Origin of the sequence: Pseudomonas lactis, from assembly GCF_001439845.1 — a bacterium.
Taxonomy (GTDB): Bacteria; Pseudomonadota; Gammaproteobacteria; order Pseudomonadales; family Pseudomonadaceae; genus Aquipseudomonas; species Aquipseudomonas lactis.
This window is the reverse complement of record NZ_JYLO01000006.1, coordinates 1-15,694: the sequence shown is the minus strand read 5'-3', so window position 1 is coordinate 15,694 and position 15,694 is coordinate 1. Positions and strand designations below refer to the sequence as shown.

Below are 15,694 nucleotides of genomic sequence, written 5' to 3'. Positions count from 1 at the left end.
ACGCTGCCCCTCACCTGAACACTCCCTGTTCAATCCCTCATTGGCACACTAACGGCCCGATCAAGGGCACATCCTGTTGCTGCTCATCAATATCGAAGGTTGCCTGGCAGATGCGGCCCTCACCGAGCGTGACCTGCAAGGTGTTATGGGCGCTGAGGTTTTCCAGATACACCAGGCCATCCCAGCCGACCACCGCCTGAGTGTTGCTTTGCTCGTGCATTACCAGGCTGCCCAGCGCCAACTCCTGGTGCTGGCGGTCCACCAGGGTGATGCTGGCGGCGAGCACCCGGCGCAGCGGGAATTCCAGCAGATAACCGCTGCCCCGGCGTACCGACACGCGCTGTTCCACATTGGGGCTCTGCACATTCGCCGGCAGGTTCAACGGGTCGATCTCGTATTTACCGCGGTAGTAGGCACTGCTCCACGGCACCAGCAAATGGCCGTTGCGGTCGGTCTGGCCCACCAGCTGGTTTTCGTAGCGCACCGGAATGCCGGCGAAACCCTGGGTGCTCACCACCACAAACGCGTCATTGATGCGGTTGGCGGCAAAGGTTTCGCCGCCCATCCATACCAGCGAGCCGCTGGCGTCCGCCCAACGCGTCATGGCCTCGCTGCTGCCGTACACACCGGCCTGCAACTGCACCGACTGCAAGCGCCAAGTCAGGTCGGCCTGCCGATAGCTGGGGGCATCGCCCTGGGCATAGCCGAGGTTGTAGCCCACCCCGCCTTCGCTGGGCACCGCGCGGCTGTAGTTGATGCGCTGGCGACTGGCGCCGTCCTTGCTGCGCTCGGAGCTCAAGGCCAGGCTGGCGTTGAGGTCGAACGGGATGACCAGTTGCGCCTGCATGGCCCAGTTGCTGTCGCCGATTTCGCGGTTGGCTGACAGATAGAAACTGGTGTTGCGCCACAGCGGTTTGCTCCAGCTCAGGTTGAGCAGCCGTGTGCGCGAGTCGTCCGCCGCCTGCACGTCGAAATAGCCCAGGCCCAGGCTGCCGAAACGTTGAAGGTTGAGGCTCAGGGTCACCTGCTCGCTGCGCTTGCTGAGGCTGGCGTAAGGGGTATCGACCAGGGTCAGGTCGGCGTAGTCGTCGCGGCGTTCCACCCGTTGGTACATAAAGCTGTAGCGCGTGCTGTTGTACTGGTAACCGAGGCTCAGTTGCTGGCCTGTGCGGCTGTCGAACTGGCTCTGGCTGAGGGCGGTATTGAGTACACCGAAGTTGCCCAGGCGCAGGTTGCCGCCAAGCCCGCCGAGGGTCAGGTCGCTGGAGGCTTCGGCGTGGCTTTCCAGGGTGAGGTTATCGGAATAGCCATAACGGAACGTGCCACTGGCCACGCCTGGGCCGTAGCCGAAATCCCGCAGGGTGTAGTCACGGCGCAAGGTACCGGCGGCCAGCGAAAAATCCGTCAAGCCTTGTTGCAGCAAGGTGCTGGTGACGTAGAACGGTACCGTGGTCGACACCTGGCGGCCCAGGGCATCGGTGGTGACCACCACGGCCTCGCCGGCACCGTTGATGAACGGGATGTTGGTCAAGGTGTAGGGGCCGGGTTGCAGTTGCGCGGTGTCTGATTTGTAGCCGTTGATAAACAGGTCCACCGACGACGGCACCGCCGCCTCACCGGCAAACTGCGGCAAGGGGTACGTGACCAGGTCGGGGCGCACGGCAAAATCCCGGGACAGTTGCACCCCGCCCAGGCGCACCGAACTGCTCCAGGGCAGCGCGCCGCTGATCACGTCGCCGGCCTCGTAGGTCAGCAGGCGCTCATCATCGGAAAAACGCCAGGTGGTGTCGTAACGCCGATAACCATTGTTGAGGGTGCCGCCGCTGATTCCATCGGACAGGGTCTGGCGCAGTTGCCCGGTGGTAGACAAGGTGCCCCAGGTGTCGAACAGCCGCACTTCGTTCCAGGCCGCGAGGTAACTGCCGCCGTCATCGGTGTCATTGAAATACACGTCATAGTTGAGCAAGGCGCCGAAGCTGCTCATGGCCTGGGTACGCGGATAGGTATTGCGGTTGCCGATGAGCTGTTCCTGCAGCCAGGAGGCCGGCACATCCAGCAGCAGGCGCTGACCGTTGCTGTCGTAGTCGCTGTGCAGGCCCGGCACTTGGTCCAGGGCCACGCTACCGACAGGCTCACCCGGCAGTTTCATGCCCACGTCCTGCAACGCGCTCGCTGGCACAAACAGCTGGCCGGCGCGCTGATCGACCGCGATGACGCGGCCAGTGTCCATCTGATTGACCACCAGTTCCAGAAACAGCTGTGCATCGGCGACTGCCTCCATGCTGCCGGGCGGCGGCGGCAAGTCGCCTGCCATCGCTGCGCCCCACAGCCCGCTTGCCACTGCCACCGACGGCCATAAAACCCGAGCCCAACCACGACTCACCATGGCGTTGTGTCCTTCAATGGACATCTCCATCCTGTTAAAACCCGGGCGCGTGCCCGTTGCGCTACATAACGGCTATCGCTTGGGCGCCAGGCTTTCCAGTTGCGGCGCGCCGTTGACGCGTACCTGCAACGGCTGGTCGGCCGATACGGCATCCGGCACCGGCCAGCGCATGCTCGCGCCCGGCAGCACATAGCCGAGCAAACCGTCCACCAACGGCCGGGTCTGCCCGCCCTGTTTGAATGACGCATCGGTAAGCCGCGCATGCACGGCGCCCTGGTTGCGCACCTCGATGTAGTTGCGCCCTGCCACGTTGACCTTCTGCCAGCTCAACTGCGGCTTGCCCGCGCCCTTGGGATCGCGTTGGCGGGTAGCGTCGTCCTTGCTCCACAAGCCGGCGCCGTAGGCAAACAACGGCACCGAATAACGCATCTGAAAGCGAATCGCCGCCGCCGTGTTCTTGCCCTCCGGCGGCGTGGGCACCTGAAGCGCCGAGGGGATTTCATCAATGATGATGCGATAGGCCAGCTCCTGTCCCGGCGGCACTTCCCGGGTGCGGGTCAGGCGCACCAGTTGTTTCTGGCCCGGCTCGATTTTGGCCACGGGCGGGCTGCCGATCACATCGCGCTGGTTCTGGTACTGCTCGTCAAAGCCATTCTGGCTCCAGGCAAACACGCGGATCTGCAGGTTGGCGGTCTCGGTGCCACGGTTCTCCAGCCACAGCGCGCTGGCCTGCTGGTCGGCCTCCAGCACCGGGTCGATGGGCCAGATCAGCACCGAACTGGCTGCCTGTACAAACCCCGCCGAGCACAACGCCCCCAAGGCGAAACCCACGGTGCATAACCGTCGCAAAGCACACCCCATAACACCCCTCCTTAAAACCGTTAGCCCTACCACGTCAGCTGCACCTGCAGCGTGTCGCTGTACGTCCCCCCAGGCTGATTGCCCGGTAAAACCACCCGCCCGTAAATCGGCAGGCTGATGTTGCTCGCATCACTGTAGGTCACGCTGACGCTCTGGCTGATGCCCAGGCTCTGGCTGAACGCCGCATCGCGAAACAATTGGTAAGCCACCCGCGCGCTGCCACTGTTGAGCTGCAAGTTGCGCCCGGTGCTGCTGTGCAGGCCGCCATCGACGCTCATGCTCAGGGCCACGCCCGGCGTGCATTGCAGGGTTACACCGCCAGTGAGGGCCGCCGTCACCGTGCTGGTGGCCAGGGCCGAATAGCTGCCGTAGGCCAACGTGCCGTAGTTGGAACCGCCGCCCACGATCAGGCAGCCCGGCGTAATGGTCGCGCTCACCTGGAAGCTCTGGTTGACCACCGCCGACAGCGGCAACGGCATCGCCAGGCCGATGGCAAGCAACACTCTGGGCCACATCGTTAGAACGTCAGTTCCACGGCCACCGTGTCGGTGTAGGTGCCCGCTGGCAGCCCCGCCTTGCCCACCGCCCGGCCGTAAAGGTTGACGGTCTGCGCCACGCCGGTACTGGTGGCGAGTGTCACCACGCCGTCAATCGCCAACAGCGCGGAACGCCCGCTGTCAGTGTAGAAATCATAGGGCACGAAGTTACCCACGCCATCGGCCAACGCTCGGGTGCCACCGGGGGAAGCGCCATCGTGGGCGCCGGCACGCACCTTGATCGTTGGCGCGGTGCCAGCCGAACACAGGATCGACAACGCCCCGCCGGTACCGGTGCCGCCGAGCAACTGGGCGTCGGCATTGGTAAACAGGCTGTTGGTGGTGCCGAAGTTCAAGCTACCGAAATTCAGCCCGGTGGCCGCGCCCGAGCCGTTGACCTGGCAACTGGCGATCAACGTCAGGCTGGAACTGATCTGCCCGGTCACCGTGGTCGCCGCGTTCAGGCTGGAGGCCAGCCCCAGGCCCAGGGCACAGAGGCCGATTCGCGATACAAGTACATGCATGATATCCATCCTCATGGTTTACCAATCCAGAGTCACCGTCAGGGTGTCTGTGTAGATGCCGGCCGGTAGGGCCCTGGTATTCGCCACCACGGAACCGAATACCGGGATTGGTACCTGGGTGCCCTGGGTCACGACGAAATTGCGTTGCTGACCGATGCTGTAGGCACTGCGCCCCTGGGGGTCGGCCGAGAGTCGATAGGGAATGGTCTGGCGGCCATTGCTCAGGCGCCGCGTGGTGCCGTCGCCGTTGGCGCCGCCGTCGATGGTCACCGTGAAACTGCTGACCACCGAGGGGTTACAGGACACCGACAGCGGCGCCTTGTCGCCATCGGAAATCGCCGCGCCCAAGGTCTCGTTCCACGTCGGCCCCTGGCTGCCAAAGTCCAACAGCGCGGTGCCGCCTTCGGGCGTGACCGGCGCGGTTTCCACGCCCTTGCTCACTTCGCAACTGGCGGTGATCACCAACCGTGCGTGGACTTGGCCGTTGACCACCGCCGCCTGCGCGTCATCCGCCAGCAACAGCAGGCTGCCCAGGGCCGTCACGGCCAGGTAGCGGCTTACCATGTGACCGTGACCTTGAGCAGGTCGGAATAACGGCCGACGGCGGGGATGTCCTTGAGTGGTTCGATGCGCCCATACAGCGGCAGCTCCACGGAGCCGGTGTCCGGCACACGGCCACTGATCGGCACGTCCACCGGCAAGGGGATAAGCCGCGCGGCGTCGGCGTAGATTCGATAGGGGATGGGCCGGCTGGAAGGCGCCGCAGTGGCCAGATAACGCACTTCACCCACACCGCCATGCAGGCCGCCGTCAACGCGCACCTGGTAAGGCGTGTCGGGGTTACATTCCAGGCGCGGCTGGCGCTGGCTGATCAGGGCCGCACTCAGGGGGCCGGCCGGGTCATCCAGACGCGGGCCGCTGCCGAAATCCAATACACCAAGTTGCTCGATGCCCGCACTACGGGTGGTGCCCACCAACTGGCAACCCCGTTGCACGTCGATACGCACCTGCACCTGGAGTTGCGCAGCAATCGCCGCGTTGCAGAGCATCGTGCCCATGAGTGCCAATACCGCCGGTCCCTTCACAGCCCCAATTCCTTATACAGGGGTGACAACTGTGTATGAGGTTAGCCAGTTAACCCGAAAGTGCCAGTTTGCAAGGCTTGGGGCCGTTCGCTATTGGTCAAATGGCATCGAGCGTCTTACAGTGAGCGACCACCGCAATACAGAGTGTTTATTCTTGGCCGTGCTTGCCCTGCTCCAGCGCCTGCTGGGTAAAAAAACCGACGCCTCGGACGCCTCGCCTATCCCGGCATATTTTCAACAAAAGGCCGCACAACAGGGTTATACCCTCAGTGATGGGCAAATCCGGGCGATTAGCGCCCTGAATCGCGAGGCCCAATACCTGCTCACCGGCCAGGCCACGCGCAGCCTGTACCTGCATGGCCCGGTGGGGCGTGGCAAAAGCTGGCTGCTGGACGGTTTTTTCCAAGCACTGCCCATCGCCGAGAAGCAGCGCGTGCATTTCCACAGCTTCTTCACCCGGCTGCACCAGGGCATGTTCCTGCACCGCGGGCATGACGATGCCCTGGGCGTCACGCTGGACGAGCTGCTGGCCGGCTGCCGAGTGCTGTGTTTTGACGAATTCCATGTGCACGATATCGGCGATGCAATGCTCATCAGCCGCTTGTTCAAGGCCCTGTTCCAGCGCGGCGTGCTGGTGCTGGTGACTTCCAACTATCCGCCGGAAGGATTGCTGCCCAACCCGCTGTACCACGAACGCTTCAAACCGGTGATCGAGCTGATCGCCGCGCGCATGGAGGTGCTGGAAGTCAGTGCGCCTCAGGACTTTCGCAGCCTGGCTCACGCCCACGCGCAACAACGCTTCACGGGCGGCCAGTACGTCTGGCCAGGTACGGCTGGCCAGCGTGAAAACCTGGGCCTGCCTGCCACAGATTGCCCGGCGCAAACCCTGAAGGTCGGCACTCGGCAGTTACAATGCCGAGGCCATCAGGCACGAACCATCGCGTTCACCTTCAACGACCTGTGCGAACAGCTCACGGCGGTCATGGACTACCTGTTGTTGTGCCAGGACTTCGACCACTGGATCATCGACGGCCTGCCGCATCTGGCCGAATGCCCCATCGCCGTGCAACAGCGCTTTATCAACCTGGTAGACGTGCTCTACGACCAGGACAAACAACTGACACTTATCGGTCACCAGCCCCTGGATAAATGCCTGGAAGGCCAGGCCATCGACCTCGCCCGCACCGCCAGTCGCCTGCGGCAATTGCACACGCTATGCCCGCAAACCGCGCCCGAGCGGCTATCATGAGCGCCTTTTACGCCCTCTTCCGAGCACCACGCCTGCATGAATACCCTCGCCCAACTCAAGGCTGGCCAATTGGCCGGCGCGATGCGCCTGGACCTGGCCTGCGGGCTGACCGAGTTCCCCCGGGAAATTTTCGATCTGGCCGACTCGCTGGAAATCCTCAACCTCACCGGCAACGCGCTGAGCAGCCTGCCCGACGACCTGCACCGCCTGACGCACCTGCGCGTACTGTTCTGTTCGGACAACGCCTTTACCGAACTGCCACAATGCCTGGGCCAGTGCGCCAAGCTGAGCATGATCGGTTTCAAAGCCAACCAGATCAGCCAGGTAGCCGCCGCTGCCCTGCCCCCGCAATTGCGCTGGTTGATCCTCACCGATAACTGCATCAGTCAGTTGCCCGATGAACTGGGCCAACGCCCATTGCTGCAAAAACTGATGCTGGCCGGTAACCAACTGACTCACCTACCGCCAAGCCTGGCCCAGTGCCAAAACCTGGAGTTGATCCGCATCGCCTCCAACCGCCTCACTCATCTGCCGCAGTGGCTGCTGACCCTGCCGAGCCTGACCTGGCTGGCCTACGCAGGCAACCCGGTGGAAATGGCCGTGCAGGTGAGCAGTGATGAGGCGACGCCGAACATCGCCTGGCAGGAACTGGAAATGGGCGAAGTCCTGGGCGAAGGCGCCTCGGGGATTATTCGCAAGGCGCTGTGGAAACCCCGTGCGGTGCCGGTCGCGGTCAAGCTGTACAAGGGCACCATCACCAGCGACGGTTCACCGCTGCATGAAATGCAAGCCTGCATCGCTGCCGGTCTGCATCCCAACCTGATCAAGGTTGAAGGGCGGGTCGTCGGCCATCCCGATAACCAGGCCGCGCTGGTGATGGAGCTGATCGATCCGAGTTACCGCAACCTCGCGGCCCTGCCGAGCCTGGCGTCGTGCACGCGCGACATCTACGCCCCCGACACCCGTTTCAGCCTGGATGTGGCACTGCGCATGGCGCGGGGTATTGCTTCGGTGGCGGCGCACCTGCATCGGCACGGCATTACCCATGGTGACCTGTATGGCCACAATATCCTGTGGAATGCAGCGGGTGATTGCTTGCTGGGAGACTTTGGCGCGGCGTCCTTCCATGCCACGGCGGACACGTTGGAAACCCGTGCGCTGCAGCGTATTGAAGTGCGCGCGTTCGGGGTGTTGCTGGGGGAGTTGTTGGAGCGGGCTGAGGCCAGTGACGAACGCTTGCAGGCACTGCAACAACGCTGCTGCCAGCCGGATGTGCTGGCGCGGCCGGGCTTCGAAGAGATCGAAGCCTTGCTGCACGCTATCTAACTGTAGGAGCGAGCTCGCTCGCGAAAAACGTCAACGATAACGCGTGCGTCCTGAATAAACGCAGCGCCGGTGAGTTTTTCGCGAGCAAGCTCGCTCCTACAAGGCAATTTGACAGCATGCTCTCAGATAGAAATCAGCCCGCCAGGCCGACAAACATGTCCTGCACATCATCATGGTTGTCCAGGCCTTCCAGGAACGCCTCGACTTCTGCCATCTGCTCATCGGTCAAACCGCTGACCGGGTTCTTGGAGATATAACCCAGCTTGGCCGACAGCACGGTGAAGCCCTGCTCCGGCAAGGCCTTCTGCACGGCATCCAGGTCGGTGGTTTCGGTGATGAACAAGGTGGCGCCTTCTTCACCCTCTTCAAAATCCTGGGCGCCTGCTTCGATGGCGGCCATTTCCGGATCGGCGTCCGGGGTGTCCGGCGATGCTTCGATCAGCCCGACATGGTTGAAATCCCAGGCTACCGAGCCGGAAGCGCCCAGTTGGCCCTTGCGGAAGGCCACGCGGATTTCCGCCACGGTGCGGTTGATGTTGTCAGTCACGCACTCGACGATCAAAGGCACCTGGTGCGGCGCGAAACCTTCGTAGGTGACGCGGTGGTATTGCACGGTTTCACCGAGCAGACCGGCGCCCTTCTTGATCGCGCGGTCCAGGGTTTCCTTGGGCATCGAGGCCTTTTTGGCCTGTTCCACCACCAGGCGCAGGTGCGCGTTGGTCGCGGTATCGGCGCCGTTGCGGGCGGCGATGGTGATTTCTTTCACCAGCTTGCCGAAGATCTTGCCCTTGGCATTGGCTGCCGCTTCTTTATGTTTGACTTTCCACTGTGCGCCCATGACTCACTCTCTTATTTCCATCGCGCCCAAACGTCTACTGGCCGGCGCTTTGGGGGCAGAGTTTATAGCGCGAGAACGCTTCGTTCCACCAAAAAACCGGCCAAGGCCCTCAGGTGCGCAAGGGTTTGATCACCGCATTGCGGTCCGGCACAAAACCCCCGGCCTGGGCCAGTACGGCGGGCCTGGCATTCCAGTAGGGCATCAGCACCAGCGAAGAAAACAGCGCCGCACCGGCAAACACAATAAATACCGTAACGGTATCGAAATAGCCTGGCAGCAAACCGCCCAGAATCGCCCCCACCGAACCGCAGCCGTTCACAAAACCCGCGGCGGTAGCGCCGGCCTTGGCGGTGCCGAAGTCGATGGCCGCGGTGCTGCTGATCATCGAGTCCGGCCCGTACAGCGTCAGGCCCATGAGAAACAGCAGGGCCATCACCAGCACCACACTGCCGGTGTGCAGCGCGCCCATGAACAACGCCAGGGCAACCGTCAGCGCCAACAGGCTCAGCACACAGGCGGGCATGCGCCGGGCGCCGAACAGTTTGTCGGAGGCCAGGCCGATCAGCACCGGCCCCAGTAAACCAGCCAACTCAAACGCGGTGGGCACAATGGCGGCACCGACCTTGCCCACCGACGGCATCTGCTCGTAGACGATCACCGGCCCCCACAACAGAATCGCGTAGCGCGCCGGCTTGAGCAGGAAGTACGCCAGCCCCAGGGTCAACACCGTGCGGTTGCGCAGGATCGCGCGCAGGGGTTCGAGTACGCTGACGCGCTGCTGGGCGGCCAACTGCTCGGCGCTCAGCATCGGCTCGGGCTCGGGCTCGACTGCCGGCAAGCCCACATCCTGCGGGGTATTGCGCTGGAACATAAAGAACAACACGGCCACCACCGCTACCACTGCGGCACTGGAAATAAACGCCGCGTGCCAACTGCCGATCAGCGTATAGGCCCACCAACCGGCAAACGGTGACGCGACCAACCCGCCAAACGCGTAACACGAACTCCATAACCCCAACACCCGCCCCCGCTGCTGCGCCGGGAAGAAACTGCCAAGGTTCTTGCATAACCCCGACCAGCCGGTGGACTGCGCCAAGCCCTGCACTAACATGCAAGTGACAAAGATCGGCAAGGTGGCAAAGGTGCCCATCACCAACGCCGCGCCTGCGGAAATCAGCAAGCCACCAAGCACCACCACCCGTGGCCCGAAGCGGTCGGCAAGCATGCCCCAAGTGAACTGGCCTACGGCATACGCGGCGAGGTAGAGGCCATCCAGGTTGGCCATCATCATTTTGTCGAGGGGGAAACTCGGGTCGTCGCCGATCCCCAGCTTCGCCACTGAAAACGCTTTGCGGGTGAAATAGAACGCGGCATACGCCAGCCAGGTGATGGCAAAAATCTGCACGCGCCAACGCTTGATGCTACCCATAGGGATATTCATGGTGGTTCTGACCTCAGGTGTGAGTGTGCCGGCAGAATCGAAAGAAAACGCCTGTTGTTTTTATGGTTGAGCACTGCAATGCCGGGCCTTGAAGAGCGCGGTATTGGTCAGATGGGTGCAGTGTGCCTGCGCCCATGGCGGCCGTGGTTGTAGGACTCAACCTACGGCGACTGAGGTGCATCAAAGCAATGGCTGACTCATAGGTAAAATCGATTTATCGTATTTCAAATATAAGCTCAGCTTTTAAGAGGACGTGCCATGTCCGTTTCCCATGCCCAGCTCAAAGCCTTCCATGCGGTGGCCATTCACGGCAGTTTTACCGGGGCGGCCGAACGCCTGTTCCTGACCCAACCTGCGATTTCCGACCAGGTGCGCAAACTGGAAGAGCGCTTCGGCGTACTGCTGTTTCACCGCAACAAACGTTCGGTGCGCCTGACCGATCTGGGTGAGCGCCTGCTGGGTATCACCCAACGCCTGTTTGTGATCGAAGCCGAAGCCGAAGAATTGCTGCAGGATTCGCGCGCCCTGCTCACCGGCACCCTCACCCTGGCAGTGGATGCACCCGTGCACGTACTGCCGCAGGTTGCGCGCTTCTGCCAGCGATACCCTGGGATCAGCGTGAAGATCGAAACCGGCAACACCGATGAGTCGCTGTCGCGCCTTTACAACTACCAGGCCGACCTGGCGCTGTTGGGGCGCGATGTCGATGATGCGCGCCTGTTGTCACTGCCGCTGCCCGACGACCAACTTCTGGCTTTTGTCGCACGTGACCATGCCTGGGCCGGGCGCGAATCGATTTGCCTGGCCGACCTCGATAACACCCCGCTGGTGCTGCGGGAAACCGGCTCGGTCACCCGTCAGACCCTGGAGCAGGAAATGCGCCAAGCCGGCCTGCGCATTCGCCCGGCCATCCAGGTGGAAGGCCGCGAAGCCGCCCGGGAAGCCGTGGTGGTGGGGATTGGCGTAGGCGTGGTGTCGGCGGCAGAGTTCGGTGCCGACGCGCGGGTATACGCCATGCCGATCCGCGATTGCACACAACGCATGAAAGAAACCCTGGTGTGCCTGAAAGAGCAGAGTTCACGCCGCGTGGTCGCGACCTTCCTGGAGATCGTGCGTGAAAGCCTTCACGCCAACTCGAAAAACGCCTGAATCAAGCGCAGCGAGCGGCGCCGCTCCATGCAGCCGAGCATGTGCCGGTTCAGCAGGCCATCGCCCAGGATCGGTACCGCCTGTACACGCGGGTCCGGGCTGACCTCCATCGACGACACCACGCCCACGCCCAATTCTGCCGCCACCGCTTCGGTCACGGCTTCACGACTGTCCAGTTCCAGCAGCACTTTGGGTTGCACATTCGCCGCAAGGCACGCGTCATCAAAAGTGCGACGGGTAATGGAGTTGGGCTCGCGCAGCACCATGATCACCTCATGCAACTGCGCCAACTCGATACCGTCAGGCTGCTTGGCCCACGGGTGCGCGGCCGGCACCAAGGCGCAAATCCGTGACTGGTCCAAGGGTTGCAAGTGCAGGCCATTGCGCGGTTCCACCTCGGTGAGCACCGCCACATCCGCATGTTCGGACAGCAGCGCCGCCAGGGTTTCCTGGGCATTGCCCAAACGCAGGTTCACGGTAATGCCGGGGTAGCGCGCGCGCAGGCTGGCGATCATCGGCATCACCAGATGAGGGCCATCGGCCGCCACTTCCAGGCGCCCGGTGAGCAACTGGCGGTTGGCTTCCAGCATGGTTTGCGCCTCGTCGACCAAACCGAAGATCGCCCGAGTGATGGCCGCCAGGCGTGCGCCCTCCTCGGTCAACTCCACCCGGCGTGCGGTGCGGCGCAACAGCGGGATCTGGTAATGCTCCTCAAGCGCCTTGATATGCCCGGTGACCGCCGGCTGGCTGATAAACAGCCGAGCCGCCGCGCGGGTAAAACTGCCCTCGCGGGCCACGGCATCGAATGCACGCAGTTGGAACAGGTTCATAGCTATCGGCCTCACTGATAGCTCGCATAACAACAAACAATTTGATTGATGACAAGCCAAACTGCAATTTAGGCGCCGTAGCTTGAACCCCGACACCTTGCGAGGATTTGACATGCCCACTGCCGCGCCGATCCTGTTGACCCCCGGCCCCCTGACCACCTCGAACCGCACCCGCCAGGCGATGATGGTGGATTGGGGTTCGTGGGACGACCGCTTCAACCAGCTCACAGCCAGTGTGTGCAGGCAGTTGTTGGCGATCCTCAACGGCGCCGAGAGCCACCACTGCGTGCCGTTGCAGGGCAGCGGCACCTTCGCCGTCGAAGCTGCGATCGGCACCTTGGTCCCTCGCAATGGCAAGGTGCTGGTGTTGATCAACGGCGCCTACGGCAAGCGCCTGGCGAAAATCTGCGAGGTGCTTGGCCGCCAATTCAGCATCTTTGAAACCGCCGAAGACGAGCCCACCACTGCCGCCGATGTGGATCGCCTGTTACACGCCGATGCCGCCATCACCCACGTCGCGCTGATCCATTGCGAAACCAGCACCGGCATTCTCAACCCATTGGCGCAGATCGCCGAGGTGGTCAAAAGCCACGGCAAGCGCTTGATCATCGACGCCATGAGTTCCTTCGGCGCGCTGCCGATTGATGCCCGCGAAATACCCTTCGACGCGTTGATCGCCGCCTCTGGCAAATGCCTGGAAGGCGTACCGGGGATGGGCTTTGTCTTTGCCGAAAAAGCGGCGCTGGCTGCATCCCAGGGCAACTGCCATTCCCTGGCGATGGACCTGTTCGACCAGCACACCTACATGGCCAAGACGGGACAATGGCGCTTCACGCCGCCGACCCACGTGGTTGCTGCTCTGCATGAAGCGCTGTTGCAATACGCCGAGGAAGGCGGCCTGCCCGCCCGTCACCAGCGCTACGTGAATAACTGCCAGGCATTGCTGGACGGCATGGCCGAACTGGGCCTGCGCAGTTTTCTGCCGTCGGCGATCCAAGCGCCGATCATTGCCACCTTCCACGCCCCCACAGACCCGCGCTACCAGTTCAAAGACTTCTACGAACGGGTCAAGGCCAAGGGTTTCATCCTGTATCCGGGCAAACTGACGCAGGTGGAAACCTTTCGCGTGGGCTGCATCGGTCATGTCGACGCGGCCGGCATGCGCGCAGCCGTCAAGGCCATCGCCGAGGTGCTGCAAGAAATGTGTAGGAGCGAGCTTGCTCTCGAAGCGCGTTAACGATGACGCGGGCATCCTGAGCCAACGCGGTGCCTGGATGTTTTTCGCGAGCAAGCTCGCTCCTACAGACATGAATGTCATTACCCACAGGATCTGAATCATGAACTATCAAAACCCCAACACCCTCCAGGCCGTTATCCTCGACTGGGCGGGCACCGTGGTCGATTTCGGCTCCTTCGCCCCCACGCAGATTTTTGTCGAGGCCTTCGCCGAGTTCGACGTGCAGGTATCTATCGAGGAGGCCCGTGGCCCGATGGGCATGGGCAAGTGGGACCATATCCGCACCCTCTGCGACCAACCGCAAGTTGCCGAACGCTACCGCCAGGCGTTCGGCCGCACGCCCACCGACGACGACGTGACCGCCATCTACCAGCGCTTCATGCCGCTGCAGATCGAGAAAATTGCCGAGCACTCGGCCCTGATCCCCGGCGCCCTCGACACCATCGCCGCCCTGCGCGGCCAAGGTATCAAGATCGGTTCCTGCTCCGGCTACCCCAAGCAGGTGATGGACAAGGTCGTGGCCCTGGCTGCCACCAACGGCTACGTCGCCGACCACGTCGTGGCCACTGACGAAGTGCCCAACGGCCGACCATGGCCGGCCCAGGCGCTGGCTAACGTGATCGCCCTGGGCATTGATGATGTGGCGGCCTGCGTGAAGGTCGACGACACCGTGCCGGGCATTCTCGAAGGTCGCCGTGCCGGCATGTGGACCGTGGCCCTGACCTGCTCTGGCAACGCGCTGGGCCTGACCTACGAGCAATTCCGCGCCCTGGACACCGACACACTGGCCAGCGAGCGCCAGCGCATCGAAGCGATGTTCGAAGGGTCGCGCCCGCATTATCTGATCGACACCATTACCGACCTGCCACGGGTCATCAGCGACATCAACCAGCGCCTGGCCCGCGGGGAAATGCCGCAGGCCTACTGACCGAGGTCAAGACAAGGGCAGTGGCAACAAGCGCAGCGCTCAAAACAGGCATACAGTTAATGCACTCCATCGCTAAAGAATGGAGGTACGCCCTGATGAGTGAGGAACACAGCGATGCCGTGGAAAAATTCCGATACACGCTACAGCACTATGTCCATTGCGTTGCACTGGTTGATGGTGGTACTGCTGGCGGTGGTCTACGCCTGCATTGAACTGCGCGGCCAATTCCCCAAAGGCAGCGGTGCGCGCACCTTGATTGTTGAAATGCACTTCATGCTCGGCCTTACCGTGTTTGTACTGGTGTGGCTGCGCTTGTTTGCACGTAGCCTGGGGGTGGCGCCGAAGATCGTGCCGGCGCCGCCGCAGTGGCAAAGCCTGCTGGCGACGCTGATGCACGCTGCGTTGTATGCGTTGATGATCGGCATGCCGATTGCCGGTTGGTTGATCGTCAGTGCCGAAGGGCATTCAGTGATGTTCTATGGGATGGAATTGCCGCCGCTGATCACGGAAAACAAAGCATTGGCCAAGGAAATTGAAGGCTGGCACGTGCTATTTGGCCAGATCGGTTACTGGCTGATCGGGCTGCATGCGTTGGCGGGGATCTTTCATCATTACGTGATGCGCGATAACACGGCGCTGCGCATGATGCCCAAACGCAGGTAACGACTTTACCTGGCACTCCAAGCGTGCCAGGTAAACCATCCTACATCGTCTATACATTTCCTACTTTGTAGTTTCGATTTAACGCTTTTAGCTTGGGATTACTCCCACGACATCCATCAGAAAGAACCCGTAATGTTTTGTCGCACGGCAGTGCTCCAGCAATTGAACACTCGCCTCTGACAACGAACTGAACGGGATTTTTATGGAAGGCGCCTCAAGTAACTGTCGCCAGCACACTTGCGCGGATCAGGGAGATGCTACAGCACCTCCGACGTTCAGCCAGTGGTATGTCTTGTGTGACTTCGACGGGACCATTACTCCCACCGATGTCATCGACAACGTCCTCCAACGCTTCGCCGGCCCCGAGTGGGAAACCATTGAGCAGCAATGGCTGGATGGGCATATCGGTTCACGCGAATGCCTGAGCCGCCAACTGGCGCTGATCAAGGCCACCCCGGCTGAACTGCTGGCGTACTTTGACAGTGTCGAGATCGACCCGGACTTCCCGGACTTCGTCGATCACGTCATGGGCCTGGGTGCCTCCATCGAAGTGGTCAGCGACGGCATCGAGCAGGGCATTGCCCGCATCCTTTCGCGCAACTACGTGACCCTGCTGCCGATCCTCGCCAACCGCCTGCGCC

The 15,694-nt window shown here is 62.2% G+C and carries 16 protein-coding genes; 7 read left to right on the top strand and 9 right to left on the bottom strand.

What is annotated here, in order from left to right:
- Nucleotides 1-37 precede the first annotated feature (37 nt).
- The 6 genes from TX24_RS10945 to TX24_RS10920 all read right to left on the bottom strand — a co-directional run bounded on the left by TX24_RS10945 (nucleotide 38) and on the right by TX24_RS10920 (nucleotide 5,365).
- Nucleotides 38-2,386: a fimbria/pilus outer membrane usher protein gene (locus TX24_RS10945; protein WP_057710452.1), complete on the bottom strand. Its 2,349-nt coding sequence runs from the start codon at nucleotides 2,384-2,386 to the stop codon at nucleotides 38-40.
- Between the two features lie 72 nt (nucleotides 2,387-2,458).
- On the bottom strand, nucleotides 2,459-3,247 hold the full coding sequence (locus TX24_RS10940; RefSeq protein ID WP_003192217.1) for a fimbrial biogenesis chaperone: 789 nt from the start codon (nucleotides 3,245-3,247) through the stop codon (nucleotides 2,459-2,461).
- 26 nt (nucleotides 3,248-3,273) lie between these two features.
- Nucleotides 3,274-3,762, bottom strand: a complete 489-nt coding sequence (locus tag TX24_RS10935; protein ID WP_003192218.1) for a Csu type fimbrial protein — start codon at nucleotides 3,760-3,762, stop codon at nucleotides 3,274-3,276.
- Nucleotides 3,763-3,764: 2 nt separating this feature from the next.
- Complete coding sequence (locus TX24_RS10930) at nucleotides 3,765-4,307, bottom strand: Csu type fimbrial protein (RefSeq protein WP_003192220.1); 543 nt, start codon at nucleotides 4,305-4,307, stop codon at nucleotides 3,765-3,767.
- An 18-nt stretch (nucleotides 4,308-4,325) separates the two neighbouring features.
- Nucleotides 4,326-4,871 carry a Csu type fimbrial protein gene (locus TX24_RS10925; RefSeq protein ID WP_003192221.1) on the bottom strand — a complete coding sequence of 182 codons (546 nt, stop codon included), beginning with the start codon at nucleotides 4,869-4,871 and terminating at the stop codon, nucleotides 4,326-4,328.
- Nucleotides 4,865-5,365: a Csu type fimbrial protein gene (locus TX24_RS10920; protein ID WP_442962802.1), complete on the bottom strand. Its 501-nt coding sequence runs from the start codon at nucleotides 5,363-5,365 to the stop codon at nucleotides 4,865-4,867. The genes TX24_RS10925 and TX24_RS10920 overlap by 7 nt, the downstream gene beginning before the upstream one ends.
- Before the next feature lie 181 nt (nucleotides 5,366-5,546).
- Here TX24_RS10920 and zapE point away from each other — a divergent pair, with 181 nt between their 5' ends.
- Nucleotides 5,547-6,641 carry a cell division protein ZapE gene (gene zapE / locus TX24_RS10915; protein WP_057710325.1) on the top strand — a complete coding sequence of 365 codons (1,095 nt, stop codon included), beginning with the start codon at nucleotides 5,547-5,549 and terminating at the stop codon, nucleotides 6,639-6,641.
- 36 nt (nucleotides 6,642-6,677) lie between these two features.
- On the top strand, nucleotides 6,678-7,967 hold the full coding sequence (locus tag TX24_RS10910; protein WP_057710324.1) for a protein kinase: 1,290 nt from the start codon (nucleotides 6,678-6,680) through the stop codon (nucleotides 7,965-7,967).
- A 133-nt stretch (nucleotides 7,968-8,100) separates the two neighbouring features.
- On the opposite strand, the gene TX24_RS10905 is transcribed toward TX24_RS10910, so the two are convergent.
- Both TX24_RS10905 and TX24_RS10900 read right to left on the bottom strand, forming a co-directional pair.
- The gene (locus tag TX24_RS10905; protein WP_003192227.1) at nucleotides 8,101-8,805 is read right to left on the bottom strand and encodes a YebC/PmpR family DNA-binding transcriptional regulator; all 705 of its coding nucleotides are present in this window, start codon (nucleotides 8,803-8,805) and stop codon (nucleotides 8,101-8,103) included.
- Between the two features lie 109 nt (nucleotides 8,806-8,914).
- Entirely contained in the window at nucleotides 8,915-10,246 is a 1,332-nt protein-coding gene (locus TX24_RS10900; protein WP_057710323.1) for an MFS transporter, read from the bottom strand.
- Nucleotides 10,247-10,504: 258 nt separating this feature from the next.
- Here TX24_RS10900 and TX24_RS10895 point away from each other — a divergent pair, with 258 nt between their 5' ends.
- Nucleotides 10,505-11,395 (top strand): LysR substrate-binding domain-containing protein, encoded by an 891-nt coding sequence (locus TX24_RS10895; protein ID WP_034133785.1) that lies wholly within the window; start codon nucleotides 10,505-10,507, stop codon nucleotides 11,393-11,395.
- Here TX24_RS10895 and TX24_RS10890 read toward each other — a convergent pair.
- Complete coding sequence (locus TX24_RS10890) at nucleotides 11,371-12,225, bottom strand: LysR substrate-binding domain-containing protein (protein WP_057710322.1); 855 nt, start codon at nucleotides 12,223-12,225, stop codon at nucleotides 11,371-11,373. The two genes, TX24_RS10895 and TX24_RS10890, sit on opposite strands and share 25 nt — an antisense overlap.
- 112 nt (nucleotides 12,226-12,337) lie before the next feature.
- Between TX24_RS10890 and TX24_RS10885 the strand changes: the two genes are divergently transcribed.
- The 4 genes from TX24_RS10885 to TX24_RS10870 form a co-directional block, all read left to right on the top strand.
- Nucleotides 12,338-13,462 carry a 2-aminoethylphosphonate--pyruvate transaminase gene (locus TX24_RS10885; protein ID WP_003192233.1) on the top strand — a complete coding sequence of 375 codons (1,125 nt, stop codon included), beginning with the start codon at nucleotides 12,338-12,340 and terminating at the stop codon, nucleotides 13,460-13,462.
- A 100-nt stretch (nucleotides 13,463-13,562) separates the two neighbouring features.
- A complete protein-coding gene (phnX, locus tag TX24_RS10880; RefSeq protein WP_057710321.1) occupies nucleotides 13,563-14,390 on the top strand; it encodes a phosphonoacetaldehyde hydrolase in 828 nt (275 codons plus the stop codon).
- Nucleotides 14,391-14,504: 114 nt separating this feature from the next.
- A complete protein-coding gene (locus TX24_RS10875) occupies nucleotides 14,505-15,053 on the top strand; it encodes a cytochrome b (RefSeq protein ID WP_003192236.1) in 549 nt (182 codons plus the stop codon).
- Between the two features lie 292 nt (nucleotides 15,054-15,345).
- Nucleotides 15,346-15,694: HAD-IB family phosphatase (locus TX24_RS10870; RefSeq protein WP_157255545.1), on the top strand; the 349-nt coding region annotated here is incomplete at its 3' end.